This window comes from Devosia marina, from assembly GCF_009758415.1.
GTDB classification, from domain to species: Bacteria; Pseudomonadota; Alphaproteobacteria; order Rhizobiales; family Devosiaceae; genus Devosia; species Devosia marina.
The window spans coordinates 358,803-384,526 of record NZ_WQRF01000003.1 but is presented as its reverse complement, the minus strand read 5'-3'; the positions used below and the strand labels follow the sequence as shown (position 1 = coordinate 384,526).

Sequence of the window (25,724 nt, the reverse complement as noted above, 5' to 3'; positions counted from 1 at the left end):
AGGCACCTCATTCCGCCCCGATCTGCACGCTGCGCTGCAATTCGCCCGTTTCCGCATCAAACACATTGAGCATGGTCGCGCCACCGGCAGCGAAGGTCACCTGGATGGTGCCATCGGTGCTCAGCGCCGAGATCACCTCGGCACCGGCGGGGATGGAGACGCTTTCCGCCACGGCTGGCGGCGGGCTGTCGCGCATGACGCGATAGACAAGTGCAAAGCCAATCGCCATAAAGCCGAGCAACAGAATGCCCATGGATACCGCGAAGGAGCGGCGGGCTTTTCCCAGCATGGCCCTGGCTTCCGGCGACAATTCAGTGTCGGCGGCGTCCGGCGTATTTGGTTCAGGATTGCTCATGGCGGAAGACACCGATTTCGATTTGGAGGGCGAGCCCATTGAGGTTTTGGTCGACGCCGAAATGAGCGGCGGGCGGCTCGATGCCATGTTGGCCAGGGCGCATGACGCGCTGAGCCGCAATCGCATCAAAGATCTCATCCTGGGCGGCGCCGTAACTATCGACGGCCGCCCGGTTGCCGAACCCAAATACCGGCTCAAGACCGGGGAGACAATCGTCCTTGTCGCCCCACCCCCTGAAGATCCGGACCCGCAGCCCGAAAACATCCCGCTCGATATCCTGTTTGAAGACGAAAACCTGATTGTCATCAACAAGCCGGTCGGCATGGTCGTGCATCCCGCGCCCGGCTCACCTTCGGGCACGCTGGTCAATGCGCTGATCTTTCATTGCGGGGAAAGCCTCAAGGGTATTGGCGGGGTCAAGCGGCCGGGTATCGTGCATCGGCTGGATAAGGACACCTCAGGGGTGATGGTCGCCGCCAAGACCGAGCAGGCGCACAAGCATTTGAGCGAGCAGTTTGCCGATCACGGGCGCACGGGGCCGTTGCACCGCGCCTATATCGCCTATGCCTGGGGTTCGACCCAGTCGGGCATGGGCACGGTCAATGCACCGCTGGGCCGCGATCCGGGCAATCGGTTGAAGCAGGCCGTCATCAAGCATGGACGCGAGGCGATCACCCATTATGCTGTGGAAGCGCGCTATGGTGCGCCGGGCTGGGATGTCACCCGCATCCAGTGCCAACTCGAAACCGGACGCACCCACCAGATCCGCGTGCATATGGCCCATATTGGCCATCCGCTGGTGTCCGACCTGCTCTATGCGCCCGGCTTTGCCACCAAGGTCAACAAGCTGCCGGCCGAAATTGCAGAGGCGGTGCAGGCGCTGGGGCGGCAGGCCCTGCACGCGGCTGAACTCGGGTTTGAGCATCCGACAACGGGCGAGGAGATGCTGTTCTCGGCCGAATTGCCGGAGGATTTGCAGGCGCTCGAGGATGCGCTGGCGCCCTATGATCAGGTCACACGGCGGGGCTGAAAGCGCCCGGTTTCTGGCGCACCAGCGTGTTGATGAAGGCCAGTTTCTCGATGACCGATGGAGACAGGACGAAGGGATAGGCGTCTGCCTGCCCGACGGCGCGATTGAGATTGTTGATCAGGCTCGCCAGGGGCACCCAATTGTCGATGATCTTTGTCATGTCCGGCTCGCGATAGGGATCGAGCTCGGCCGGCGCCATGTCGAGCCCGGCATCGCCGGTCCGGGCACGCGCGCCAATGCCAAATGCGGCCGCCATTTCGACAGTGTCGATGATGTGCAGGGCATGCGCGAATGTCTCGGCAAAGTCCTCCCAGGGGTGGGCGGTGGCATAGGCGCTGATATGGGTCTGTGACCAGCCTTGCGGCGCGCCATTGGCGTAGTAGGTGTCCAGTGCCTGGGCATAGTCCTGGCGCTCGTCGCCGAACAGGCTGCGGAAGGCCGCAAGGGCCGGCCCCTCGGCAACCAGCAGGTCCCAGAAATGATGGCCGATCTCGTGGCGGAAATGGCCCAGCAGCGTGCGGTAGGGCTCATTCATGCTGGTGCGCCGATATTCGCGCTCGGCATCATCGGCCTCGCTCAGGGCAATGGTGATGATGCCATTGTCGTGGCCGGTCATCACGCGCTCGGTGGTCTGGGCATCGTCGGCGAGAAAGCGGAAGGCGAGGCCATGCTGGCTGTCCTCGTCGCGGGTGTGCAACGGCAGGTCCAGCCGGATCAGGGAATAGAACAGGCGCTTCTTGGCGCGCTCAATGGTCTGCCAGCGGCGCAGATTGGCCGGATTGGCAAGGTCGGGGATGGTTTCGTTGTGACGGCAGGCGGCGCAATAGATGTCGCCACCCGCCTCGGCCGGGATCAGCCAGTTGCAGGCGCCATGCGCGGCGTTGGCGCAGAACACGAAGGCGTCCTCGGCAATGGCCGGCGAACTCCACAGCCCACCATCCTCGACCAGGGATACCAAGGCGGAGCGGTCCGGCAGATAACCCAATTGATGGCCGCAACGCTCGCAGACCGCGTTCTCAAAATAGACCGTGTTGCCACAATGGATGCAGGAAAACAGTTTCATCGGTCGCCCTCGACTTCGCAGCCATAATGCGCCCGGTCACATGCTTGTTCCACAGCAACTGTATGGGTTGGCGTGCGTTTTATAGGCATGACCAAGGAGGACAAGATGCATAGTGTCGAGCAGGACAAGATTCGCGACCGCGCCTATCAGCTGTGGGACCAGGCCGGACAGCCCGAGGGGCGTGAGGAGGAATTCTGGTATCAAGCCGAGCGCGAGCTGGCCGAGGAAGACGAGGTTGATACCTCGGCAGAGGCGTCAAAGCTTGATCTGCCGCCCGTTGTGCCGGGTGGTCTGGGCTAGACTGGCTCCTCTGGCCTAACCCGTTTGAGCCGGGCATAGTGCCCGCACAGGCGGGAGGGCCGGATGAGCATAGAATTTCTGATCACCACGCTGATCGTTGTCATTTCGCCGGGCGCCGGGGCAATTTATACCATTGCAACCGGGCTTGGACGGGGCGGCAGGGCCAGCCTCTGGGCGGCCCTGTTCTGCACCTTCGGCATTGTGCCGCACATGCTGGCCGCAATTACCGGGCTGGCCGCGGTGCTCCACACCAGCGCGCTGGCCTTCGATATCATCAAATATCTCGGCGTGGCTTATCTCCTCTACATGGCCTGGTCGACGCTGCGGGAGACCGGTGCGCTATCGGTCGAGGCACGGCAGGAGAAAAAGCCGCTTGGCGCCATGGCCGCCGAGGTGATGCTGGTCAATCTGCTCAATCCCAAGCTCTCCATTTTCTTCTTCGCGTTCCTGCCGCAATTCGTGCCGACGGGCACGCAGAATGCGGTCATGCGGATGCTCGAATTGAGCGGTGTGTTTATGGCCATGACCTTTGTGGTGTTCGCGCTGTATGGCCTGTTCGCCGCAGCAATTCGCGGCCAGGTGATGTCGCGCCCGGCGGTGCTGACCTGGATGCGCCGCAGCTTTGCGGCCGCCTTTGTGATGCTGGGGGCAAAACTGGCGCTGACCCAGCGGTGAGCTCGACGCTGTTCATCATCGCGGGCCTGCCCGGGGTGGGCAAATCGACCCGAGCCGCCGCGCTGGAGGCCGGAACCGGCGGCGTGCGGATGGAGCCCGACGCCTGGATGGACGAACTCAAGCTCGATCTCTGGGATGAGGACCGGCGCGCCAGCATCGAGGCCATGCAATGGCGGCTGGGCCGGCGGTTTCTCGCGGCCGGCCTCAGCGTCATCATTGAATGGGGGACCTGGGGGCGCCAAGAGCGGCTGGCTCTGTTGGAAGATGCGCGGGCCCTGGGCGCGCGGGTTGAGCTGATCTGGCTGACCGCGCCCGCGGAGATCATGCTGGAGCGCGTTACCCGACGCGGCCGCGAAAGCCCGCCCATCACCATGGCGCAGATCAAGGAGTGGATCGGACTGTTCCAGGTACCTGATGCGGACGAGCTGGCGCGCTATAACGCGGTGCATCGCCATTAGGGCCTGAACAAAGCCAGGCAACATGCGTTGGTCCTTCGTGCCGAATGGAGGACCCAATGAGCTATTTGCGTTTTGCCGCGATGATCGCGACCTCAACCATGGTCATGTATGGGCTGATGTATCTCAATACATACCAGTCCGATCATCTGTTCTATAGCCAGACCCGGCTCTGGATGGCGCTGTTGATGGGCGCGGTCATGGCTGTGATCATGCTGGGGTTCATGTGGACCATGTACAAGGGGCGTGCAGTCAACCTTGCCATCATTGCCGGGGCGATTGCGGTCTTTGCCGGATCGCTGTTTCTGGTGCGCAGCCAGGCGTTGGTGGGCGATGTGGACTATATGCGCGCCATGATCCCGCACCACTCCATCGCCGTGCTCACCAGCACCAATGCCAATATTCGTGATGCGCGGGTGCGCGAACTGGCCGACGAAATCATCGCCGCACAGGTGCGCGAGATCGACGAGATGAAATCCCTGATTGCAGATCTGGAAGCCAACCCGCCACCGGCTGACGCGCCCGTGCTGGCGCCCCAGCCGGTGGATGGCCCCTAGACGCTTCCCACGGTCTTGAGCCGGATGCGCGGATGCACCTCGTTCTGGCTCATCACCACGGTCTGCGGGCGGAAACGCTCGATGATCGAGCGGACATGGGGGCGGATCGAGGGTGAGGTAATCAGCACCGGCAATTCGCCCTGCTGGGCAGCGCGCTCATAGGCGGACTGCACAGCGCCGATGAATTGCTGCAGCTTGCTTGGTGCCATGGCCAGATGCCGATTGTCTGCGTCACCAGCCATGGATTCGGCGAAGTCCCGCTCCCATTGCGGGGAAAGGGTGAGCAGCGGCAGATTGCCGTCACTGCCCAGATTGGCGGCACAGATCTGCCGGGCGAGGCGGGCGCGGACATGTTCGGTGATGGTGGCGACGGAGCGGCCATTGCCGGCGATTTCGGCCACGGCCTCGAGAATGGTCGAGAGGTCCCGGATCGAGATGCGCTCGGACAGCAGGGCCTGGAGCACGCGCTGCAGGCCGGACACGGTGATCTGGCCGGGGACCAGGTCCTCGACCAGCTTCTGCTGATCCTTGGGCAGGCCCGAGAGCAGGGACTGCACATTGGCATAGCTCAATAGATCAGAGACGTTGGCCTTGAGGATTTCGGTCAGATGGGTCGAAATCACCGTCGAGGGATCGATGATCGAGAGGCCGCGCAGTTCGGCTTCGTCGCGCAGGGCTGGTTCGATCCAAGTGGCCGGCAAGCCGAAAGTGGGCTCGGTGGTGTGATTGCCCGGCAGGTCGATCTGGTTGCCATAGGGGTCCATCACCATGAGCTGGTTGGCATAAACCTCCCCGGCACCAGCCTCGACTTCCTTGATGCGCACCTTGTAGTCGTTCGGCTCGAGCTGCATGTTGTCCAGAATGCGTACGGGCGGCATGACGAAGCCCAGTTCGAGCGCAAGCTGACGACGCAGCGCCTTAATCTGCTCGGTCAGCCGGTCATTGCCCTGCTCGTCTTCCTTGACCAGGCTCAACAGGCCATAGCCCAGTTCCAGCTTGAGATCGTCGATCTTGAGACTGTCGGTGATGGGCGGCTCGGAAGGTTGCGGTGGGGGCGCTGACTTGGCGAGTTCTTCGGCCTGTTCTTCCACCTGGCGGCCGGCTTTCGCCCTGCCGGCACGGTAGGCGGCATAACCGACGCCGCCGGCCAGGGCCAGGAACGGCACCATGGGCATGCCGGGCAGCAGCGCCAAGGCGACCATTACGGCCGACGACATGCCGAGGGCGCGCGGGTAGCCGGTGAACTGCAGCGACAGGGCCTTGTCGGCGGCGCCGGTCACGCCGGATTTGGAGACCAGAATACCGGCTGCGGTCGAGACGATCAGTGCGGGAATCTGACTGACCAGTCCGTCACCAATGGTGAGCAGGGTGTAGTTGTTGGCCGCTTCCTGAAAGCCCAGACCCTGCTGCATGATGCCGATCAGCATGCCGGCGGAAACGTTGATGAAGGTGATGATGAGGCCGGCAATGGCGTCGCCGCGCACGAATTTGGAGGCGCCGTCCATGTTTCCGAAAAAGGCGCTTTCGCCTTCCAGGTCGGCGCGGCGCTTCTTGGCGGTGTCCTCGTCGATCAGGCCCGCCGAAAGATCGGCGTCGATGGCCATCTGCTTGCCGGGCATGGCGTCGAGGCTGAAGCGGGCCGCGACTTCGGCGATACGTCCCGAGCCCTTGGTGATGACGATGAAATTGACGATTACCAGGATGATGAAGACGACGATGCCGATGACGAAATTGCCGGCGGTCACGAAGCTGCCGAAAGCCTCGATGACATTGCCGGCGGCGCCGGTGCCATTGTGGCCGTCGGACAGGATAAGCCGTGTGGTCGCCAGATTGAGACCAAGCCGCAGCATGGTGGCAATCAGCAGGACGGTCGGAAAAGACGAGAATTCCAGTGGCTTTTGAATGAACAGCGACGTCATCAGGATCATCACCGAAAAGACGATCGAGATGGCCAGCAGCATATCCACCAGGATCGGCGGCATGGGCACGATCAGGATGACGATCAGCGCCATGACGCCAGTGGCGAGCGCGATATCGCCCGAGCGCAGGGTCTCGATTACCTTCGCGATCGAAGGCAATGAAAAGCCTGGTGGTTTGCCGGACGGGACGTCGGTCATTTAATGGCCTGCCTCACGCGGCGCCGCGCTTGTCGCCCGGCTCGGGCACATGCACACCCTCGTCGGCATATTGGTTGAGCTTGTTTCGCAAGGTGCGGATCGAGATTCCCAGAATGTTGGCGGCGTGGGTGCGATTGCCCAGCGTGTGGTCGAGGGTATCCAGGATCAGATCGCGTTCCACATCGGCCACGGTGCGGCCCACCAAAGCGCGGTTCATGGCTTCGGCAGTCTGGGCAAGCTGGGCGGCCGGGGAGGCCGCCCTGGCTGCTTCGCTCAGGCCCATGCCGTCGGGCAGCACGATGGCATCGGGGCCGATAATGTCGCCCGAAGAAAGCAGAACGGCGCGGTGCAGGGTGTTTTCCAACTCACGCACATTGCCCGGCCAGGGCGCCTTGACCAGCGCGTCGCGCGCCTCGGGGGAAAGGTTGCGCGGGGGCAGGCCATTGGCCTTGGCATATTTGGCGACGAAGTGTTCGGACAGGGCAATGATATCGCCGGGCCGCTCGCGCAGGGGCGGCAGCTTGAGATTGACGACGTTGAGCCGGAACAGCAGGTCTTCGCGGAAGCTGCCTTCGCGCACGGCTTCGTTCAGATTGCGGTTGGAGGTCGCCAGAATGCGGATATCGACCGGCACGGGCTTGGTGCCACCGACGCGGTCGATGATCCTCTCCTGAATGGCGCGCAACAGCTTGGCCTGCAGGCGCACGTCCATTTCCGAGATTTCATCGAGCAGCAGGGTGCCGCCCGAGGCTTCCTCGAATTTGCCGATGCGGCGGGCGATGGCGCCGGTGAAGGCGCCCTTTTCATGGCCGAACAGCTCGCTTTCCAGCAGCGCTTCGGGGATGGCCGCGCAATTGACAGAGATGAAGGGCTTGCTGGCGCGTTTGGAGCGGCCATGCACATATTTGGCAACGACTTCTTTGCCGGTGCCGCTCTCGCCGGTGATGAGGATGGAGGCTTCCGAGCCGGCGACCTGCTCGGCCATCTTGACCACACGTTCCATGGCGGGGTCGCGGTAGAGAAAATCAGAGCTCTCCCGGGCGACGGCGGCGATAACGGCGGCGATCAGTTCGGCGTCGGGCGGTAGGGGGATATATTCCTTGGCACCGGCGCGAATGGCGTTGACGGCCGCTGCCGCATTGGTCTCGACGCCGCAGGCGACGACTGGAATGGCGATGCGCTCGGCTTCCAGCCCCGCGATCAGCCCCGCAATGTCCATCATCACATCGACCAACAGCAGATCGGCGCCCTTGCCGGCGCGCAGCGAGGCCAGCGCGATTTCGATCGAAGGGGCATGGGCCACCTTGGCGCCGCCATCCATGGCCATCTTGGTTGCTGTTGAAAGCTGGCCTTCCAGGGCCCCGATAATGAGCAATCGCATGATCGTGGTCTTCCCTTATTGCGGCTTGATGATTTCGGTCATGGTAACGCCGAGCCGGTCTTCGACCAGCACGATCTCGCCGCGCGCCACCAGACGCTCGTTGATGAAGATTTCGACCGCCTCCCCGACTTGGCGGTCCAGTTCGATCACCGTGCCGGTGTCGAGCTTGAGCAGGCTTGAGACCGGCATCTTGGTGCGGCCCAGAACGACCGAGACGCGGACAGGCACGTCGAACACCGCTTCAAGATCAGCGGCGGTGCGCTCGACATGCGCCTCTCCACGTCCGTTGCGCTCGGGGGCATCCATTTCGCTGAGGTTGAAGCCTTCGGCGGCGTCGATGTCGTTTTCGGGCTCGGTCATTGACCGTTCTCCTTGCTTTGGCCGCTTGCGCGGGCAGCGAGATAGGTGGCGATCTGGTGATCGACCTGGCGGGCGGTGTCGGCGATATCGCGCACGAGGCCGCCATCGACCCATTCGAGCCGGCCGTCGCCAAGGCGAATTTCGGGGTCGCCCATGACAACCAGACGGCCGGTAAAGCCGGAATGGGACATCTGGGCGGTGGCCGTGTCACGGATGGCGTCGGCCAGGTCAGGATGGCAACGTATCACCAGATGGGGCACGCCATTGAGACTGGGCAGACATTCGGAAATCAGCGCTTCGAGCTCGGTCAGCGGAAAGCGCGCCAACAGATGCAGCGCCAGTTTGCGGCCAATGCTCAGGGCCAGTTCCACTGCCTGCTGGTGATGGTCGGCGCGGGCGGCGTCAAGCGCCCTGGCCGATTCCATACTCTGGGTTGCCAACGTGCCGGCCGCCGCCGCGATGGTCTGGGCGGCCATGGAGGCAGCGTTCTGCTCGCCGGCCTTGAGGCCTTCGGCATAGGCCTCTTCGCGCGCATTGGCGATCAATTGGGCTACCACGTCCTCGGGAATTGACGGGACGGGCGTCGGCGCCTGCCGCTTGGCGGATGAGCGAGGTTCGAGATCAAGGTCAAAGGTGAAGCGTGCGGGTTGGGCCATGGTGTCACGCAATCATCTGATCGTCGGCTTTGGACTTCATGATCAGGATTTCGCCCTTGGCGGCGAGATCCTTGGCGGTGGCGACCATGCGGGTCTGGGCTTCGTCGACATCCTTAAGGCGCACGGGACCCATACCGGCCATGTCGTCCTGCAGCATCTTGGCGGCGCGGCTCGACATGTTGTTGAAGAAACTGTCCTTGACCGAGTCGTTGGCGCCTTTGAGCGCCAGGGCGAGTTCGCGCTTGTCGAGCTTGGAGAGCAGGGTTTGGATCGCCGACATGTCGAGCTTGGCCAGATCCTCGAAGGTGAACATCAACTGCTTGATACGCTCGGCGTCGTCGCGATTGACCTCTTCGAGATTGGTAATGAAGCGAGCCTCGGTTTGGCGGTCGAAGGCGTTGAAGATTTCGGCCATCTGTTCGTGACTGTCGCGGCGCTTGGTGTGGTTCAGGGTCGACATGAATTCGGTGCGCAAAGTCATCTCGATCTTTTCGAGAATTTCCTTTTGCACCGGGTCGAGGCCGAGCATGCGGGCTACCACGTCCATGGCCAGCTCTTCGGGCAGCACGGCGAGCACCTTGGAGGCATGTTCGGTGGCGATCTTGGAGAGCACCACGGCGATGGTCTGGGGGTATTCGTTCTTGAGATAGGCGGCCAGCACATCGGCCTGCACGTTGGAGAGTTTCTCCCACATGTTACGACCGGCCGGGCCACGGATTTCCTCCATGATGGCGTCGACCTTGTCCTGGGGCAGAAAGCTCAGGAGCAGGCGCTCAGTCGAATCGGTGTTGCCCGAGAGTGAGCCATTGGACGAGATGGTGGTAACGAACTCGATCATCAGGTCATCGAGCATTTCCTGGGTAATCGGTCCCAGCCGCACCATGGCGCGGGAAAGCTGCTTCACCTCGAGTTCGTCGAGTTCGTCAAAAATCGGCTTGCCGTAGTCGGGACCAAGCGCAAGCAGGAGCGCGGCAGCCTTCTCATCGCCAGTCAGTACCCGCTGTTCGCCGCCGACCTGAAGCTGCGCGCCCACGGGCGCCGAGGCGCCAGCTGGGACTTTTTCGTCGTTGGATTGAGATACCAGGGCCATTGCTACTACGCCGCGTTGCCCAGCCAGTCACGCACGATCAGCGCAGCCTGTCTGGGGTTTTCTTCAACCAGCGCCCCGACGGTCTGAAGCGTCTGGAGCTGGGTTTCGCCCATGGATTTGGCGTTGGCCACCCAGGCAGGCGTCTTGTCGCGCGGGGCCTCCTCGATTTCCGGAATAACCTGTCCATTGGCGCCCAGGACGCCGTGATGGCTGACCTCTGCGGCCTCGGGGAGAGCCAGGGGCTGGGTTTCGGGGGTCAGGACCTTCTTGAGCAGCGGGCGCATGACGAAGAACACCAGGGCCAGTGCGATCAGCAGGGTCACAGCCATCTCGGCGCCGTTCATCAGGTCATCGCGGGTGAAGTCGAGCAGGCCTGCGCCGGCCTCGGTGCCCAGCGGCGCCAGCTCGGGGCGCTCGGCGAACTGCATGTTAACCACTTCGACACTGTCGCCACGATCGGCCGAGAAGCCGACGGCTGAGCGCACCAGGGTCTGGATTTGCGCGATTTCGTCGGCAGTACGCGGGGTGTAGGCCATGTTGCCCGCACCATCGTCGGTATAGGTGCCGTCGACCACCACCGCCACAGACAGGCGCTTGACGGCTCCGGCCTCGGTCACAGCGGTCTGGGTGGTCTTGGAAATTTCGTAGTTGATGACCTCCTCGGTCGAGGTGCCCTGCTCGGTGACGCCGCCCGCTCCATTGTTCTGATTGGCGCCAGGCAGTTCATTGGCCACCGTCACCTGGCCATTATTGCCGCCGGACAGGTTCTCGCTCTCCCGCGTCTGGGTGGAGCGCACCACCTGGCTTTCGGGATCGAATAGCTCCTGAGTTGTGGTGGAGCGGTTGAAGTCCAGTTCCGCGGCAACCTCGACGCGCGCGCGACCAGCCCCGACAACATTGGCCAGCATGTCCTCGACCCGCGTCCGCATCCGGTTTTCGAAACCCAGGGTGCGCTCGTCATTCTGCGCGGTCATGACGCCGGCGACGTCCTCGCCCGTGCCCGAGGCCAGCAGGGTGCCCTGTTCGTCGACGATGGACACACGGCTTGGTGTCAGCCCTTCGATGGCCGAGGCCACCAGATGCTGGATGGCGCGAATTTCTCCGGTGGACAATTCGCCTCGAGTGGTCAGGACGATGGAGGCAGAGGGGTCCTGGCGTTCGCGGCGGAACAATTCGCGCTCGGGCAGCACCAGATGCACGCGGGCGCCGGTGATTCGGTTGAGCGAGCCGATGGTGCGGGCCAACTCGCCTTCGAGCGCCCGGACATTGTTGATGTTCTGTACGAAGCTGGTGGCACCCAGGGTCGATTGCTGGTCGAAGATCTCATAGCCGACCTGGCCGCGCGTCGGCAGACCCTCGCCGGCAAGCGTCATGCGCATGGTGGTGATTTGGTCACGTGGCACCAGAATGGTGTCGCCCTCACCCCGCAGTTCGTAGGGAATGTTGAGGGTTTGCAGCTCTGTGACGATGGCCGAGGAATCTTCCAGGCTCAGTCCTGAATAGAGCGGCGCCAGGTTCGGCGTCTGCGCCCGCATGATCAGGAAGCCGAAAAAGCCGAGCATCAACACAGCGACCAGAGCCATGGCGGCAATGCGCGGCAGGCCGATGCGGTTGATGAGTTGTGTTAGACTTTCCACGCGGCAGACCCGGTCCGTTTGTAAACGGTCGAGGAGCCCCCATGACCGATGGGCAAAAATTACCTAGTGGATGGTAAACAATGTATTAACTGGCTGTTGCAACTTGCGATTTTAGGCAAGAACTGCCGGGTCGGGTTAACAAGAGGTGAATGGACATGATGCGGATTCTGGGGCGGGTAACGTCCATCAACGTGCGCAAGGCCACCTGGGCGGCGGGCGAACTGGGTCTTGCCTACGAGCATGAAGACTGGGGCATGCCCAATCGCGATCCCAAGGTGCCCGAATTCATGGCGCTCAACCCCAATGCGCAGGTGCCGGTACTGGTCGAGGAGGAGTTCGTGCTCTGGGAGAGTCTGGCGATCATGCTCTATCTCAACCGCAAGGCAGGGGGCTCGCTGCTGCCCGGGGAGGCGCGCCAGCAGGGCCTCGTGATGCAGTGGGTGCTTTGGCAGAATAACGAGATGGGGTCCAACTGGGCCTATCCGCTTATGTCGATCATTCGCAAGGCGCCGGGGTTCGATGACAGTCAGAAATTGGCGGACAATATCGCGGCCTGGACGGGCAAGATGAACATCATCGAAGCCCATCTGGCCAAGAGCGGCGATTTCGTGGTGGGCAATGACTTCTCGCTGGCCGACATAGCGATCACGCTGGGGCTGCACCGCTGGTTCGCGATACCCTTTGAGCACGCACCCATGCCGGCCTGTGAAGCCTATTACAATCGCATGAAGGCCCGTCCGGCAGCGGCCGAGTGGCTGACGAACGCCACGCCCTGATGACGAAAGAAACCCGCCGGAAGAATCCGGCGGGCTTGTGTGAGGCAGCCTGAAATCGGCCAGAGAAGGCGTCAGCCTTCCCTGTAGTGCTGAATCCAAGTTGTCCTGAGACCGGCAAGGCCATGCTTGTCGATGGCGGCCTGCCAGTTGAGGAATTCATCGACGCTGAGCGTATAACGCTCACACGCCTCTTCGAGGCTGAGCAGACCACCGCGAACGGCGGCGACAACTTCTGCCTTGCGGCGGATTACCCACCGTCTCGTATTGGCTGGAGGAAGATCCGCAATTGTCAGCGGGCTGCCGTCGGGGCCAATAACGTACTTCACGCGAGGACGCATCTGTACGGTCATTTTACTCTCTACTCAAACCTGACCATATGAGCCTGAGAGTAGGGCAGTGAGCTTAAGATACCCCTAAGGGGAAACTTACAACAGGTTAAGAAACGCCAGCGGTTTCAATCAATTGATTGCAGCGCAACGGAAAGGGGCGGCCCGCCGGACCGCCCCAGAAGCCACAGCGACAACGGCGCACGTTAAGGTTACGTTGCGTCGTCACCCTCTCCGTCCTTCGGTGGGGTTGCGCTGGCTAGTCGAATATCGGTGACGTCAGACAGGGCGACCTTGTTCTTGCCCACGGTCAGCATCGGTTCGGCCCCGGAGAAGTCCACTCCGGTAACAATGCCGAACGAGGAGGTGGACACCTTGACCGCATTACCAGCCAAATTGGTGCCCTTGATTTCAATGGTGTAGACGCCGTCGGGTCTATTATTGCCGTCCGATCCGACGCCATCCCAAAGGAAAGTTCCGGGACCGGCATTGAGCGAACCGGTTTCGGTATAGACCACATTGCCGGCCGCGTCCTTGATATTGACCGTAGCATTGGCGACATTGGCATCTGCATTGTAGGCCCAATAGGCACCGCCATCGACCAATTCGGCGGTTTCGCCCGAGGCTGAAACCTGCTTGCCGATATAGGAGACAGCATCGGCGCGGTAACTGGTCTGGGTGTTGAGCAGCAGTGCCTCAAGAAACTCGTTCGTCTTAAGCTGTTGTTCGACCCCCGAGAACTGCACCAATTGCGCGGTGAACTGATTGGTATCGAGCGGATCGAGCGGGTTCTGGTTCTTGAGTTGGGTCGTCAGGATCGACAGGAAGGTGTCGAAATTGCCAGCAATCGTTGAACGGGCGGAGGAGACCGCGCCGTTGGATGAACTGGATGCTACGCCATCGACTGCCATGGACGTTTACTCCTTACACCGTGATGTTGACGCCGCTGGCCGTCAGGGCACCGCGATACAGATTGACCATGGGAGGAGGTTCTTCACCCGCCTCGCCAGCCTGGCCGTTGTCGTCGCTTGTCCCAAACGGGCCATTGCCGTCCTTGCCATCCCCCATCTGGCCCTGCTGGCCGGCGAAGGGATTCTGCTTCAACGAAAATTCGAGATTGGTCTTTGCGCTGTCCAGACCTGCCTGCTGCAGAGCGCGTTCCAGTCCTCGCTGGTCGCGCTGCATCAGGTCGAGTGTTTCGGCCTTTTCCACCACCAGCCGGGCGTTGACCTGGCCAGATTCATTGATGTCGAGACGGACATCGATGCGGCCTAACTCTGGTGGGTCGAGACGGATCTGGAAACGGGTATTGCCGTCGTGAACCTGGCGAGCGAGTTCGAAGGCGATCTGAGGCAGGTTGAGCTGCTGCTGGCTGGTCTGGTAGCCGGCCTGGATGATGCGCGGATTGGCCGCCGCATCAACGCGGGAGGCGTTGGTGGCCTGCGCGCTGGCATCGGCAGAGGGCGCAGGGGTGTTCGACGCGTCGACAGGTGCCGTGGCTGCCGCATTGCCGCTGCGCGCCTCGCGGTTGCCGGGCTCTACGCGCTCCCGGCCGCGATCGGCGGCGGATTGACCATTGTTTTCGCGCTGTTGGTCCGATGTATCGAATTCTTCAGTGGTGGTTGTGGTTTTGTTCGTGCCCGGGTTGGACATGTCCAATGGGTCCGGCGTGTCGGCAGTCTTGCCGGACAGCACTGGCTCACTGACTTTCAGTGTTGGCGTGGCCAGCAATGGCTCTTCGGGCACGCTGGCAGCGTGCTGGGTCATTCCGGCGGCAAAGCGCCCTAGTGCGGCTTCAATCTCGGCGTCGAGCGGCTGCCCCGGCGTCATACCCAGGGCGGTCAGTTTCTCGGCCGGCACATCGCCGTCTGCCAGGGCCGCCAGCAGGGCCCCGAGCTTGTCGCCCAGCGCCTTGAGTAGCGCGCTGGCATCAGAGGCTGCGCGGACATTTTCTGCATCGGTCGCCGACTGTGCGGTCGAGAGGGACTGGGCAAGCGGCGCCAGCAACTGGGTCATCGCGCCGGCCAGACCCGTGTCATCCTCACCGGTGGTTTCGAGCAGGGCAGCGAAATCTTCGGGAACGGTCAGCGCCTCGATATCGAGACCCAGGGCCTCAGCCAGATCGGCAAGCGCGGTTTCCACCTGTTCGAGCAGTTCCGGGTCGAGCGTTTCCCCCTGATCCAGGCTGGTCTTGAGCGCGCTCAGCGCCTCGACAAAGTCCACCATGGGCGCGGGGTTGGCGGGAATTGCGGTCTGGTCGATGGCGGCCGCCAGGACTTCGGGATCGGCTTGTTCGTCTGAGGTGGTTTCGCCCGAACTTGCCGCTAAGCCCAAGCGGAACAGTTCGACCAGATCGAAAGTTGAATTGGGCTGACCGGAATTGGCTCCGGGCACGGGCGCCGGCACGGTTGCGCTGGTTTCCACCCCGGCATTGCCCAGCAGGGCCGCGAACAGGCCGAGCAGACCGCTGGGCGCGCTGGTTGCGTCCCGTGCGGCAGCGGACTGGCCGGCAAAAGCCTTGCCGATTGCGCCGGAGGCACTGGTGCCGCTGATTATCGTCAGATGTGATGCCAACTTGGGGCGCCCTTGAACAAAACACTCATCCGGACAGTGCAATGCAAGAGGCTTGCCACATTGCGTTTGAGGCAATGCACGCGTATTTTCAGAGACTTAAGGGATCGGGCTGGCGCATGATGAGGTGCGGGCCGGGTCGAGCTTGCCGGGCAGGCGGCAAAAGCTGCCGGGTGCGGCAATGGACAGAGCGGCCATCTCGGCGTATGGAACCGCTCACAGTTTCCGCTGGCCCTTGACCCCAACCGGATACGAGAAGAGATGTTGAACTCGCTTGATATTGCCAAGCGCCCGGAGGACACGCGCGTCGTCGTCGCCATGTCCGGCGGCGTGGATTCCTCCGTTGTTGCCGGACTGCTCGCCCGCGAGGGTTATGAAGTGGTCGGCGTGACCCTGCAGCTTTACGATCATGGCGAAGCCATTCATCGCAAGGGCGCTTGCTGCGCCGGGCAGGACATTCACGATGCGCGCCGCGTGGCCGCAAAGCTGGGCATACCCCACTATGTGCTCGACTATGAAGAGCGCTTCAAGAACGCGGTCATCGAGCCCTTTGCCAATGCCTATCAGCAGGGTGAAACGCCGGTGCCCTGCATTGCCTGCAACCAGTCGGTGAAATTCGTCGACCTGATGACGGTGGCGCAGGATCTGGGGGCCGATGTGCTGGCGACCGGCCATTATGTGCAGACGCGTCTGGGCGAGGACGGCAGGCGGCACCTGTTCCGCCCACGCGACAATGACCGCGATCAGTCCTATTTCCTGTTTGCCACCACCCAGGACCAGCTCGATTTCCTGCGCTTTCCGCTCGGTGGCATGGGCAAGGCCGAAGTGCGCGAACATGCGCGCGAAATGGGCCTGGAAATCGCCGAGAAGCATGACAGCCAGGACATCTGCTTCGTGCCGCAGGGCAAATATGCCGACATCATCGCCAAGATGCACCCCGAGGCGCTCGCCAAGGGCGAGATCGTCCATATGGATGGCCGGGTGCTGGGCGAGCATGACGGGATCGTCCACTACACGATTGGCCAGCGCAAGGGTCTGGGCATCGCTGCGGGCGAGCCGCTCTATGTGGTCAAGCTCGACCATCGCAGCGGCCGGGTGATCGTGGGCCCGCGCGAGGCGCTCAAGACCCACACGGTCCGTCTTCGAGATGTGAACTGGCTCGGCAGCCTGCCATTGGCGGACGTCAGCGCGGGCAATGGGGCGCCGGTCGAGGTCAAGGTACGCTCGACCCGTGGCCCGCAACCCGCCGTCATCCAGATGCAGGACGGCGAAGTCTATGTGACACTTGTCAGTGGCGAATATGGTATTTCGCCGGGCCAGGCCTGTGTGTTCTACGCCGATGACAGCGCGATGAGCGAAGTGCTGGGCGGCGGCTTCATTGCTGAGGCCGTGCCGCAGGCGCTGGTTGCCTGATTTCTTTTCCCCGAGCGGGAGAAGAACAGGGGGGCTTGGCTTCTAGTCCCCGCTCAACTGCTCTGCCGTCGGTTCCTTGGCCGCGTTGGAGGCGTCCCTGAGTGCCTGATAGGAATTTGGGCCACCCAGGAACATGCCGATGGAAATCAGCAGCACGAGCGCGCCCATCAGGAGGATCATGATCCGGGTGGGATTGAGCCCGAAGGGGCCGGTTTTCGGTTCGTCCGACATGGCGGAGCCTTCCAGAAAAAAATTTAGCAGCACCAAGGCAACGGACCAGGCCAGTCGCCTTGCGCACCAGAATAGCCCGGAGCGGCGGCAAGTGCATGCAGAAGCGATGGGACTGACCGCCGCACCCCAGTTGAGATTGTGAAGACGCGGAGAATGGCGCTTCTCGCGCGGCGATTGTTGCCCGGGTCGAGTTGGCCGTCCGGGCAAGCTTCGCATGCGGGCGCAGAAAGCGCGTAACTGAGCTGTCGGCCCACAGCCCCCGGCTCTGTGGGCGTATTCGTCGCCTTTGCAAATAGCGGGGAAGGCGCCCGAAAGGTCGCATTGGGGTTATGCCCGCTAAAGCATCGGGCGCGTGGGCAGGCTTACACCTTTCGCCCATCTCATGCTGCGCTTCCCCCTGTCCCGTTAACAGGAGAGGGGGAAGCTGCTGCTCGCATCAGTCCAGCGGCTTCAAGCCTGCTTCAATCTGGGCGCGCCGGTCTTCGAGGAAGGGTGGCAGGCTCAGGGTTTCGCCAAGGCTTTCCATCGGCTCGTCGGTGGCGAAGCCGGGAACGTCGGTTGCCAGTTCGAACAGAATGCCATTAGGCTCGCGGAAATAGAGCGAGGTAAAATAGTAGCGTTCCACCTCACCAGAGGAGCGAATGCCGAAGCTGTTCACCCGCTCGATCCACTCACGCAGCGTGTCCTGATTGGGTGTGCGGAAGGCGACATGATGCACGCCACCGGCGCCGGGACGGGCTTGGGGCAGGCTGGGGTCGACCGAAACATGCAGTTCGGCAGCCGGTCCACCCGGACCCATTTCATAGACGAAGACCTCTGCATTGCGTTCGCGCGCTGGATAATTGCGGACCTGGCGCATGTTCATCACCCGGGTCAGCATCGCGTCGGTCGGCTCGAGCTTGGGCACTGAGAGCGTGATCGGCCCGAGGCCAATGATCTGTTTGTCGGCAGGAACCGGCGACTTGGCCCATGGGACGACCTTGTTCTTGTCATCAACCACCAGGCGGAAGCGCTGGCCTTCGAAATCCTCGAAATCGAGCGAAAGATGGCCAAAGCGCTCCTTGATGCCGCTGGTGCCGACATTGTTCTCCTGCAGGTGATCCTTCCACCATTGCAGGGTCTCGGCGCTGTCGACACGCAGACCAGTGCGGCCCACTGTGTGGTTGCCACGCGTCTCGCGCAATGTGTTGAAATCGAAAAAAGTCAGGTCGGCGCCGGGCGAGGCCACGCCATCGCCATAGAACAGGTGATAGGCCGAGGTATCGTCCTGGTTCACCGTCTTCTTGATCAGGCGCATGCCCAGGGTCCGGGTGTAGAATTTCAGGTTCTTCGGCGCGTCGGCCGTTACTGCGGTCAGGTGATGGATGCCGCCAAGCTCGAGAGTCATGTCCAATACTCCTCATGGGCGCCGGGGGACGCTGGTGTTGAGTGCAATGTAGGGCCTGAATTCACCGGCGAAAAGCAATCCAATCGCAACGCACTGATGCCGATCTTCGAACAAATCGATGGCCAATGACAGTGTCACACAGTTTTCGCACACAGGCTGAAGGCACCGCTTGACAGGATGAGCCGGCAAACCTTAGTAAGGCGCGCGTCGGCCAACCACCGGCGGCCTGTTTGGGGCGGAGTAGCTCAGTTGGTTAGAGCAGAGGAATCATAATCCTTGTGTCGGGGGTTCAAATCCCTCCTCCGCTACCAAAATCCCTCACCGAAAAAGAAATCAGAAACCTCAGATTGCCAGCGCTTGTCAGGCGCCGTGGGCAACTCGTGTCGTTGTGTGCCACGGGGTTGGGATGCTTTGAGGCGAGTTCTGGCTCCTGTCGCAAGACTTTATTTGCCGTACCGGGCAACGACCTGTTGAGGCGGGCAATGTTTTATTGCGGGCCAAGCGCCACGGAGGGAGTACGACATTGTCTGGCGGACATCATGTTCAAAGTCGTGTGCTCTGCACCCTGGAACAGATTGAGCAGACCGCTCAGGCCTGGTCCGAACTGGAGACGGCCTGCGGCGATCCCCTCTCATACTTCCAGAGCTATGACTGGTGCCGCAATTGGGTGGCACGGTTCTGCAAGGATGGTGGCCGCACGCCCTATGTGGTCACTGTCTGGCAGGGTGAGGCGTTGGTGGCCCTGTGGCCGCGGATGATCGTTGAAAACCTTGGTCTCAAGCTCCTGGAGACGTTGGGCGTGCCGCATACGCAATATTGTGGCCTGCTGATCCGCCCGGCAATGCGCAACGATCCGGAAGTGGCGCAATGCCTCAATGCAGCCATGCAGAGCTCGGGATGCGATGTCCTGCTCTCCCGTGCGGTCCTGAGTGGCAGTGCGCTGGATTTGGTGGTCGGCGAGGGGCAAGAGCAAGCGGCCAATGTGGCTTCGATGCTCGATCTATCCCGTTTCTCTTCCGTACAGGACTATACCGACCAGCTTGGCAAGCGGCAGAAGCGCAACCGCAACAGGCGGCGCAATCATCTGGCGCGGCTGGGGGAGCTGCATTTTGAAGTCCTGTGGCCTGCTGACGAGCAGTTCGCGCCGCTGGTGGAACAGTGCGTCGCAATGAAGCGACGCTGGCTCAAGGAAACCGGCAAGTTCAGCACCGGCTTTTCAATGGGCGGCGTCGAAGCTTTCCTGCAGTCGCTGGACGGCGATGCCTCGAAACCCGACGGAGCCTGTCTTTCGGTGCTTCGAGGCGGCGGTCGCGTGCTTGCTATGGAATTGGGCTTTATCCAGCGGGGCCATTACTACGCTTATCTGGGAGGCTTTGACTGGAACTTGCGCGATTTGTCACCGGGAAAGGTGCAAATGGAGTACACCGTGGCGTGGCTGATCGAGCATCACATCCAGCGCTACGACCTGCTCATCAATCCGGCGGAATACAAGGCGAGCTGGACGAATACGGAAATTCCGATCGCACAGCATGTCGAAGCCCTGAGCTGGCGGGGGCGGTTCTACGCGACGGTCTGGCTGCGGAATTTCCGCCCCATGCTCAAGCGGGTTCATGCGCGCCTGCCCGCCACGTTCGAACGCATTCGCGCCTGGCTGCAGCCTGCCGCCTGTCTGCTGCTCTATGTCTAGAGGGCGCACCAGTGCAATCGATGCGGCCATTGCGCTGCTGATCCGCGTTCTGGGAGCCGGCCTAGTGTTCGGGCTGCAGGTGCTACTGGCGCGACTGCTGCCGGGAGAAGAATATGGTGGCTACGTCACGGTCTGGACCTGGATGCTTTCGCTGGGCAGCTTCGCGGCGATGGGCTTCGCGGAATCTTCGGTCCGGTTTCTGCCGCGATATACCCAGCGGCAACGCTTGCAGGCGCTGTTCGGATATTGGCAGTTCGGCCTGGCCGTCGTGCTCATTGTCGGGGCGGCGATTGCTGCCACCGCCTTTGGCATCTGGCTGGGGGCGGGCCTTGACGGGCCATTGCTGACCATTGTCCTTGTCGCCATCGGCCTGCCTGTTCTGGGCCTTGAGTATTATCTGGAAGGCATCGCGCGCAGCATGGGCTGGTTCCGCCTTGCTGCCGTGCCGGTATACATCCTGCGGCCGATCCTGATCGGAGGAAGCTGCCTTGGGCTGTCAGCGGCGGGCGTGACCCTGACGCTGCCGATTGTCGGCGGCGTGCTGATCGGGTGCATGGGCACCATCGCCCTGTTGCTGCTTGGACTTGTGACAAGGCGGATCAACAGGCTGGCCGGAGGGGCGCGGGGCGCCTCGAACAAGCAACGCCGCCTTTGGTTGCGAGCTTCGCTGCCGCTCCTCGTGCTGTCGGGGCTCGAGGACCTCACCAGCTATTCCGACATCTTGGTGTTGAGCCTACTGTCTGAGCCGGAAGTGGTCGGTCTCTATTTTGCAGCGGCGCGAACGCTAGCTTTGGCCGGCTTTGTTGCCTACGCCATGACGCTGGTTTCGGGCCACCGGTTTGCCATGGATCTGGCATCGTCCAACCGCACCGAGCTGCAATCAAGTATATTGGAGGCGACCCGCCTGACCTTCTGGGCCACGCTGGCTGCCGTTGGCGTGACCCTGCTTGCGGCGCCGTGGCTGCTCGCCGCGTTCGGCAGCGGCTATCTGGCAGGCCAGTCCGTCATGGTCGTGCTGGGTCTGGGCATGGTCGCAAGGGCCATGTCGGGTCAGTCCGCCGAAGCGCTGGTGGTGCTCGGACGGCAGCGCGAGGGCCTGCTGGTCGCGCTGGGCGTGGTTGCGGTCACCGTGGTGGGGGCGTTGGCTCTGGTGCCCGAGCAGGGCGCCCTCGGCGCTGCCATCGCCAGCGCCATCGCAATGGCATGTCGGACCGTGGCCCTGGCCGTTCTGCTGTGGCAGCGGGAAGGGCTGAAGGTCCTGTCATTGAGAATCCCTGTATTTCTCAGGCACCGCGCACCGTGAGCAAAAGGCGGGGCGGCCGATCGTTGGCCGTCCCAGGGGGCGGGGCGACGGGCCTTTGCTGAACAACCGATCAGAGCATGAACTCTGCCAGATCTTCGTCCGTGTCGATGTCGTCCAGGGACGCTGACCCGGCAATGGCCGCGCCTCCGGCGGCCGCAAACAACCGGTCATGAATCTGGCGCTCGGCCTCCATGGTATAGCTCTTGCGCAGGCTCGCAAGGATGGCCGACAGTTCGGAGGTGAGCTGTGCAGGCGGTGTTTGGGTGCTGAGCGCGGCGGTGGCGATGGCGATATCGTCGAGGGTTTCGGCCATCGCCGATTGACCCGACAGACCGTCCGCGGCGGCTTCGAGCAGCTTGATCACCTTGGGGCCATCGCTGTTGAGGCGTTTCAGAGCTTCAGCGAGGCCGCGATCGAGCGTGGAGAGAATGTCGAGCGCCAGATTGGCCTGGTCTTCGAGTTCTCCAATCTGGCCGCTGCCCTGGTCCGAGGCGGCACCGAAGGAGCCGGCCAGCGTCGAGGATTCCCCGAGCCGCGCCATGGCCGCTTCGGCGGCGATAACCGTTTCGCTAGTCAATTCGCGCAATTGGGTGGCGATGACAGTCAGTGAGGCGCCGCGTGGCCCGAGCTGGGCGCAGCGCACCGCGGCATTGAGGCTGACCAGGCGCATATTGGCCTCGATCTCCTGCACCGCCGCGACATGCTCAAGCAATGTCTTGACCGTTTCCTGCACGGCGTGGGCGACGATTTCCAGCTTGGCGCGTTCGGCCTCGAAGTCGGCCAGAATGGTCACGGCCTTGCGCAACTGAGCGCTGAGGCTGGCGACGGCGGAGCTGGTGCCGCGCTCGTCACCATGAAAATCGCGGCTGCGGGCCATGATAGTGCCGGCATCGGCAGCCAGGGCCGAGAGGTCGGCCTCGGCCTGCTCGACCTCCTGGGCAAAACTCTCGGCGGTATCGGCAATTTGCTGGTGCTGCAGCGCGGCCAGGGCCGCCAGGGCCGTATCATGCTGTTCACCGGGCAGCGTCTGATCGAAGGCTGCATGTCCTTCAATGAGGTCAGCCATACTGGTCAGGGCCAGTTCGGCATGCTCGATCCGCTGCCGCGTGGCGTCGCCCACCTGCAGCGACATCACGGCGCTGCCGATACGGCCCACGATCTGGCGCGAGACGCGGCCGGTTTCGGCACTGCTCTCGAGTGCCACAGCCCGCTGCTGGTCAAGCGCGGCCAGGGTCGAGCCCAGGCTGCTGCTCAGATGGGCGAGGGTATCGGCATGGGCCGTCTCGAACCGGGCGCGCTGGCTGGTGGCGCGATCCACTTCGGCGGTGAGCTGGCGATAGACCTGGGCAAAGTCCTGAATGGTGCGGCTGGCGGAATCAGAAAGCGTGGCGATGTCGGTGGTGAACACTTCGAAATCATCGCTGTCTCCGACGATGCCGGCGGCGGTGACGCGCGCATTGACCGAGACGATGCCCATCATCTTGACGGCGCGCTTGAGGTCGGAGATCGGCGAATTGGCGGCGGCAACCACCTCCGCCAGGCGCGCGAGATCCGACTTTTCCTGCGCAAAGGTGGTTGCGAGTTGCTCGGCGCGGGTAGCCACGGCGCGCAAATGACCGCTGGCCTCCTCGACCTGCTCTCCGCCCAGGGTCTGGGGCAGGGCCTCGAACAGTTTGGAAAGCTTGTTAAGCAGGGCCGCGCCATTGGTGAGCCGGCCGCCAACGGCAACGAAAGCCGCTTCAATATCCTGGCGCGGGCGGGCCAGATCGTCGGCAAGGCGGCGCATGGCGCGGGGGGCAGCAGAAGAGGTCACGTCTTTGCTCCGGAAGTGGCGGCGCGCGCATGCGCGATGATTTCGCCAGCCATTTTGGACAAGGGGAGAGTGCGGCCGGCACCGCCGCGGGCAATGGCTTCCTTGGGCATGCCGAAGACCACGCAACTGGCTTCGTCCTGGGCAATGGTGGGGCTGCCCATCTGGCGCATTTCGAGCAGGCCGCGCGCCCCGTCATCGCCCATGCCGGTCAGGATGATGCCCAGGGCGTTGCGTCCGGCCGCTTGTGCGGTCGAGCGGAACAACACATCGACGGACGGCCGGTGGCGCGAAATATGCGGCCCATCCTTGATCGAGACGGTATATCGCGAGCCGTTGCGAACCAGCAGCATGTGCAAATTCCCCGGTGCGATGAGCACCTGGCCGGGCTGGACCAGATCACCATCTTCGGCTTCCTTGACCCGGACCGCACAGCTCATGTCGAGTCGCCGGGCAAAGGCGGTGGTGAATTTTTCCGGCATGTGCTGGACGATCAATATGGGCGGGGCGCCTGCGGGTAGCGCCTCAAGCACTTCGCGCAATGCCTCCGTGCCTCCGGTGGATGCGCCGATGGCCACAATTGGTTCAGTGTCGGGGAGCCGAGCCATCAGGCTTTCCCGGCGCGCATCGGAAATCGGGGGTATAATGGCGTCGGCGGTCAGTTTGGCCTCGACCTTGACGTCAGGAGCCGGCGCGCGCAGCACGGGTGAAGCCTTGGCAAGGCCCCGCATCTTGGCATGGGCAGCAGCCTTGGCGGCGTCGCAGATGCGCATGCGCGACTCTTGCAGGAACTGGGCGGTGTCCACGCGGGGCTTTGCCACCACGTCGATCGCGCCAGCCTCAAGCGCCTGCATGAAGGCGTCTGAGCCGTCCTGGGCCAAGCTCGAGCAGATCACCACGGGTATGGGGCGCTGCGACATGATCTTGCGCAGGAAGGTGATCCCGTCCATGCGCGGCAACTCGATATCGAGAAACATCACATCAGGCACTTCCTGGCGGATGCGTTCGACAGCCACATAGGGGTCGGCGGCCGTCGCCATGACCTCAAGGTCGGGGTCGGCCGAGATGATGTCGGAAAGCGTGGTGCGCACCGAGGCGCTGTCATCAACGATCAGAACGCGGATTTTCTCACTCATCGCTTCGTCTCGCCTCAGGTCTTCTGGAATACGGCAGGCGCAACCTGCCGCATGGTGATCGAGGTGCCGATCATGGACTCCGAATGACCAAGAAGAAGATAACCGCCGGGGCGCAAATGCCCGATCAGCCGCGAAATGACCTTCGCCTGGTCGGCCTTTTCGAAATAGATCAGCACATTTCGCAGCAGGATGATGTCGACGTCCCGATCATAGGGGTAGCTCTCACTCATCAGGTTGAGCTGGTCGAAACGTACCAGCCGCCGCAACTCGGGAACGATACGCACTTCGGGGCGGGCGCCGGGACGGCGCGCCTGCATAAGGTAGCGCGACTGCATGCCGGGGGGCACCGGAACGACCTGTTCAGCGGGATAGATCGCCCGGCGACCGGTTTCGAGCACATCGGTGGAAATGTCGGTGCCCAGGACGGCGAAGCGGAAGTCGCGGCGCTGGGAAACCATGTCGGCCAACACCATGGCGGCGGTGTAGGCCTCAGCTCCGGTCGAGCTGGCAGCGCTCCACACCTTGAGCAGAGGCATGCGGTCGCGGCGCTGTGCAATCAGCTCGGCAACCAGCTTCTTCTGCATCAATTCGAAATGTTCGGGCTCGCGGAAGAAGTCGGTCTTGTTGGTGGTAACCGCATTGATCAGATAGGTGATTTCGGTCTCCAGCCCGTCGCGCCGGAAAAGATAGTCGCCATAGTCGGAGAAGCTGGCCAGATTGAGCGCGCGCAGACGGCGGCGCAGGCGCCCCTCGACCATCAGGCGCTTGCCAGGGGGCAGCTTGATGCCCACCTGTTGGCCGATAAGGTTGGAAATCTTGCTGAAATCGGCGTCGGACAGGTGGTCGTCGTCTTCCAAGCGGTGTGCAAGGGCAGCCAATTGCGATACTCCGAAAAGGCGGGGCAAGGCCGGCAGGAAAGCCGGCCTTGTGAAGTTCAGGCCGCGCGGCTAGCGGGTAGAGGGATACTGCCCAGCATACGGTCGAGATCGAGCACGGTGACGAATTCGCCGTTGCGCCGGCCGATCCCCTGGATGACCTGTTCGCCCCATCCGGCCGAAACTGGCGGCGGCGGGTCGAGCGTTGCCTGATCGAGCACGGTCACTTCGAAGACCCGATCGGCCCTCAGACCCAGGGTCAATTTGCCGTCCGCGCCGTTGATGGCGAGAACTACAATGCGGGTGTTCTCCGTATCGGGTGCCGGCTCCATGCCCAGGGTCAGGCGCAAGTCCAGCACCGGCACCCCCTGGCCGCGCACATCGATCATGCCGAGCAGGTTGCCCGGTGCCCGCGGCAGGCGGGCAATGGGCCGCATGTCGAGGATTTCGAGGACCTTGGCGACCGGCGCCGCGAAGATTTCCTCCGCGACGCCCAAGGTCACATATTGGGCTTGTTCAGCCATGGCTATCGA

General features: G+C 62.6%; 26 protein-coding genes and 1 tRNA gene. 10 read left to right on the top strand and 17 right to left on the bottom strand.

Annotation, left to right across the window (positions count from 1 at the left end):
• Positions 1 to 7: 7 nt before the first annotated feature.
• The gene (locus GO014_RS12860) at positions 8 to 355 is read right to left on the bottom strand and encodes a DUF6476 family protein (protein WP_116590035.1); all 348 of its coding nucleotides are present in this window, start codon (positions 353 to 355) and stop codon (positions 8 to 10) included.
• Here GO014_RS12860 and GO014_RS12855 point away from each other — a divergent pair.
• Entirely contained in the window at positions 354 to 1,385 is a 1,032-nt protein-coding gene (locus tag GO014_RS12855) for an RluA family pseudouridine synthase (RefSeq protein WP_157290745.1), read from the top strand. The genes GO014_RS12860 and GO014_RS12855 overlap by 2 nt on opposite strands.
• Here the strand turns inward: GO014_RS12855 and GO014_RS12850 are convergent.
• Positions 1,369 to 2,448 carry a zinc-binding metallopeptidase family protein gene (locus tag GO014_RS12850; protein ID WP_157290744.1) on the bottom strand — a complete coding sequence of 360 codons (1,080 nt, stop codon included), beginning with the start codon at positions 2,446 to 2,448 and terminating at the stop codon, positions 1,369 to 1,371. The genes GO014_RS12855 and GO014_RS12850 overlap by 17 nt on opposite strands.
• 105 nt (positions 2,449 to 2,553) lie before the next feature.
• Between GO014_RS12850 and GO014_RS12845 the strand changes: the two genes are divergently transcribed.
• The 4 genes from GO014_RS12845 (at position 2,554) to GO014_RS12830 (ending at position 4,435) form a co-directional block, all read left to right on the top strand.
• A complete protein-coding gene (locus tag GO014_RS12845; RefSeq protein ID WP_116590139.1) occupies positions 2,554 to 2,748 on the top strand; it encodes a DUF2934 domain-containing protein in 195 nt (64 codons plus the stop codon).
• A gap of 63 nt (positions 2,749 to 2,811) precedes the next feature.
• On the top strand, positions 2,812 to 3,423 hold the full coding sequence (locus GO014_RS12840; RefSeq protein ID WP_157290743.1) for a LysE family translocator: 612 nt from the start codon (positions 2,812 to 2,814) through the stop codon (positions 3,421 to 3,423).
• Positions 3,420 to 3,881: an AAA family ATPase gene (locus GO014_RS12835; RefSeq protein ID WP_157290742.1), complete on the top strand. Its 462-nt coding sequence runs from the start codon at positions 3,420 to 3,422 to the stop codon at positions 3,879 to 3,881. Before GO014_RS12840 ends, GO014_RS12835 begins: the two co-directional genes overlap by 4 nt.
• Positions 3,882 to 3,937: 56 nt before the next feature.
• Positions 3,938 to 4,435: a DUF305 domain-containing protein gene (locus tag GO014_RS12830; RefSeq protein WP_157290741.1), complete on the top strand. Its 498-nt coding sequence runs from the start codon at positions 3,938 to 3,940 to the stop codon at positions 4,433 to 4,435.
• Here the strand turns inward: GO014_RS12830 and flhA are convergent.
• Genes flhA through fliF form a run of 6 tightly spaced genes read right to left on the bottom strand, consistent with a single transcriptional unit; the run spans position 4,432 to position 11,676 of the window.
• On the bottom strand, positions 4,432 to 6,552 hold the full coding sequence (flhA, locus tag GO014_RS12825; protein WP_157290740.1) for a flagellar biosynthesis protein FlhA: 2,121 nt from the start codon (positions 6,550 to 6,552) through the stop codon (positions 4,432 to 4,434). The genes GO014_RS12830 and flhA overlap by 4 nt on opposite strands.
• A 13-nt stretch (positions 6,553 to 6,565) precedes the next feature.
• Positions 6,566 to 7,933, bottom strand: a complete 1,368-nt coding sequence (gene flbD, locus GO014_RS12820) for a sigma-54-dependent transcriptional regulator FlbD (RefSeq protein ID WP_157290739.1) — start codon at positions 7,931 to 7,933, stop codon at positions 6,566 to 6,568.
• A gap of 15 nt (positions 7,934 to 7,948) precedes the next feature.
• The gene (gene fliN / locus GO014_RS12815; protein ID WP_246204621.1) at positions 7,949 to 8,239 is read right to left on the bottom strand and encodes a flagellar motor switch protein FliN; all 291 of its coding nucleotides are present in this window, start codon (positions 8,237 to 8,239) and stop codon (positions 7,949 to 7,951) included.
• A 50-nt stretch (positions 8,240 to 8,289) separates the two neighbouring features.
• Entirely contained in the window at positions 8,290 to 8,949 is a 660-nt protein-coding gene (locus GO014_RS12810; protein WP_157290735.1) for a FliH/SctL family protein, read from the bottom strand.
• 4 nt (positions 8,950 to 8,953) lie between these two features.
• A complete protein-coding gene (gene fliG, locus GO014_RS12805; RefSeq protein ID WP_157290734.1) occupies positions 8,954 to 10,039 on the bottom strand; it encodes a flagellar motor switch protein FliG in 1,086 nt (361 codons plus the stop codon).
• A 5-nt stretch (positions 10,040 to 10,044) separates the two neighbouring features.
• Positions 10,045 to 11,676: a flagellar basal-body MS-ring/collar protein FliF gene (fliF, locus tag GO014_RS12800; RefSeq protein ID WP_343030941.1), complete on the bottom strand. Its 1,632-nt coding sequence runs from the start codon at positions 11,674 to 11,676 to the stop codon at positions 10,045 to 10,047.
• Between the two features lie 155 nt (positions 11,677 to 11,831).
• Here fliF and GO014_RS12795 point away from each other — a divergent pair, with 155 nt between their 5' ends.
• Positions 11,832 to 12,452, top strand: coding sequence for a glutathione S-transferase family protein (locus tag GO014_RS12795; RefSeq protein ID WP_179952970.1), 621 nt, complete (start codon positions 11,832 to 11,834; stop codon positions 12,450 to 12,452).
• Between the two features lie 71 nt (positions 12,453 to 12,523).
• Here GO014_RS12795 and sciP read toward each other — a convergent pair whose 3' ends face one another.
• The 3 genes from sciP to GO014_RS12780 form a co-directional block, all read right to left on the bottom strand.
• Positions 12,524 to 12,802, bottom strand: a complete 279-nt coding sequence (gene sciP, locus GO014_RS12790) for a CtrA inhibitor SciP (RefSeq protein ID WP_035085775.1) — start codon at positions 12,800 to 12,802, stop codon at positions 12,524 to 12,526.
• Positions 12,803 to 12,990: 188 nt separating this feature from the next.
• The gene (locus GO014_RS12785; protein ID WP_157290731.1) at positions 12,991 to 13,689 is read right to left on the bottom strand and encodes a flagellar hook assembly protein FlgD; all 699 of its coding nucleotides are present in this window, start codon (positions 13,687 to 13,689) and stop codon (positions 12,991 to 12,993) included.
• Positions 13,690 to 13,702: 13 nt separating this feature from the next.
• Positions 13,703 to 15,352, bottom strand: coding sequence for a flagellar hook-length control protein FliK (locus GO014_RS12780; RefSeq protein WP_157290729.1), 1,650 nt, complete (start codon positions 15,350 to 15,352; stop codon positions 13,703 to 13,705).
• A gap of 258 nt (positions 15,353 to 15,610) precedes the next feature.
• Here GO014_RS12780 and mnmA point away from each other — a divergent pair, with 258 nt between their 5' ends.
• Positions 15,611 to 16,762 carry a tRNA 2-thiouridine(34) synthase MnmA gene (gene mnmA / locus GO014_RS12775; protein ID WP_179952969.1) on the top strand — a complete coding sequence of 384 codons (1,152 nt, stop codon included), beginning with the start codon at positions 15,611 to 15,613 and terminating at the stop codon, positions 16,760 to 16,762.
• 42 nt (positions 16,763 to 16,804) lie between these two features.
• Here the strand turns inward: mnmA and GO014_RS12770 are convergent, their stop codons facing one another.
• Complete coding sequence (locus GO014_RS12770; RefSeq protein WP_157290727.1) at positions 16,805 to 16,993, bottom strand: hypothetical protein; 189 nt, start codon at positions 16,991 to 16,993, stop codon at positions 16,805 to 16,807.
• 436 nt (positions 16,994 to 17,429) lie between these two features.
• Positions 17,430 to 18,380 carry a ring-cleaving dioxygenase gene (locus tag GO014_RS12765; RefSeq protein WP_157290726.1) on the bottom strand — a complete coding sequence of 317 codons (951 nt, stop codon included), beginning with the start codon at positions 18,378 to 18,380 and terminating at the stop codon, positions 17,430 to 17,432.
• Positions 18,381 to 18,614: 234 nt separating this feature from the next.
• Here GO014_RS12765 and GO014_RS12760 point away from each other — a divergent pair.
• The 3 genes from GO014_RS12760 (at position 18,615) to GO014_RS12750 (ending at position 21,370) form a co-directional block, all read left to right on the top strand.
• Positions 18,615 to 18,691: transfer RNA gene (locus GO014_RS12760), tRNA-Met, on the top strand.
• 212 nt (positions 18,692 to 18,903) lie between these two features.
• Positions 18,904 to 20,067 carry a GNAT family N-acetyltransferase gene (locus tag GO014_RS12755; protein ID WP_157290724.1) on the top strand — a complete coding sequence of 388 codons (1,164 nt, stop codon included), beginning with the start codon at positions 18,904 to 18,906 and terminating at the stop codon, positions 20,065 to 20,067.
• Positions 20,060 to 21,370 carry a lipopolysaccharide biosynthesis protein gene (locus GO014_RS12750; protein WP_179952968.1) on the top strand — a complete coding sequence of 437 codons (1,311 nt, stop codon included), beginning with the start codon at positions 20,060 to 20,062 and terminating at the stop codon, positions 21,368 to 21,370. The genes GO014_RS12755 and GO014_RS12750 overlap by 8 nt, the downstream gene beginning before the upstream one ends.
• 70 nt (positions 21,371 to 21,440) lie before the next feature.
• Here GO014_RS12750 and GO014_RS12745 read toward each other — a convergent pair whose 3' ends face one another.
• The 4 genes from GO014_RS12745 to GO014_RS12730 are packed head-to-tail and all read right to left on the bottom strand — an operon-like array spanning position 21,441 to position 25,715.
• Entirely contained in the window at positions 21,441 to 23,183 is a 1,743-nt protein-coding gene (locus tag GO014_RS12745; protein WP_157290720.1) for a hypothetical protein, read from the bottom strand.
• The gene (locus GO014_RS12740; protein ID WP_157290718.1) at positions 23,180 to 24,316 is read right to left on the bottom strand and encodes a protein-glutamate methylesterase/protein-glutamine glutaminase; all 1,137 of its coding nucleotides are present in this window, start codon (positions 24,314 to 24,316) and stop codon (positions 23,180 to 23,182) included. Before GO014_RS12740 ends, GO014_RS12745 begins: the two co-directional genes overlap by 4 nt.
• Positions 24,317 to 24,330: 14 nt before the next feature.
• Positions 24,331 to 25,194 (bottom strand): CheR family methyltransferase, encoded by an 864-nt coding sequence (locus GO014_RS12735; RefSeq protein WP_246204601.1) that lies wholly within the window; start codon positions 25,192 to 25,194, stop codon positions 24,331 to 24,333.
• A gap of 56 nt (positions 25,195 to 25,250) precedes the next feature.
• The gene (locus GO014_RS12730; protein WP_116590057.1) at positions 25,251 to 25,715 is read right to left on the bottom strand and encodes a chemotaxis protein CheW; all 465 of its coding nucleotides are present in this window, start codon (positions 25,713 to 25,715) and stop codon (positions 25,251 to 25,253) included.
• Positions 25,716 to 25,724: the final 9 nt, after the last annotated feature.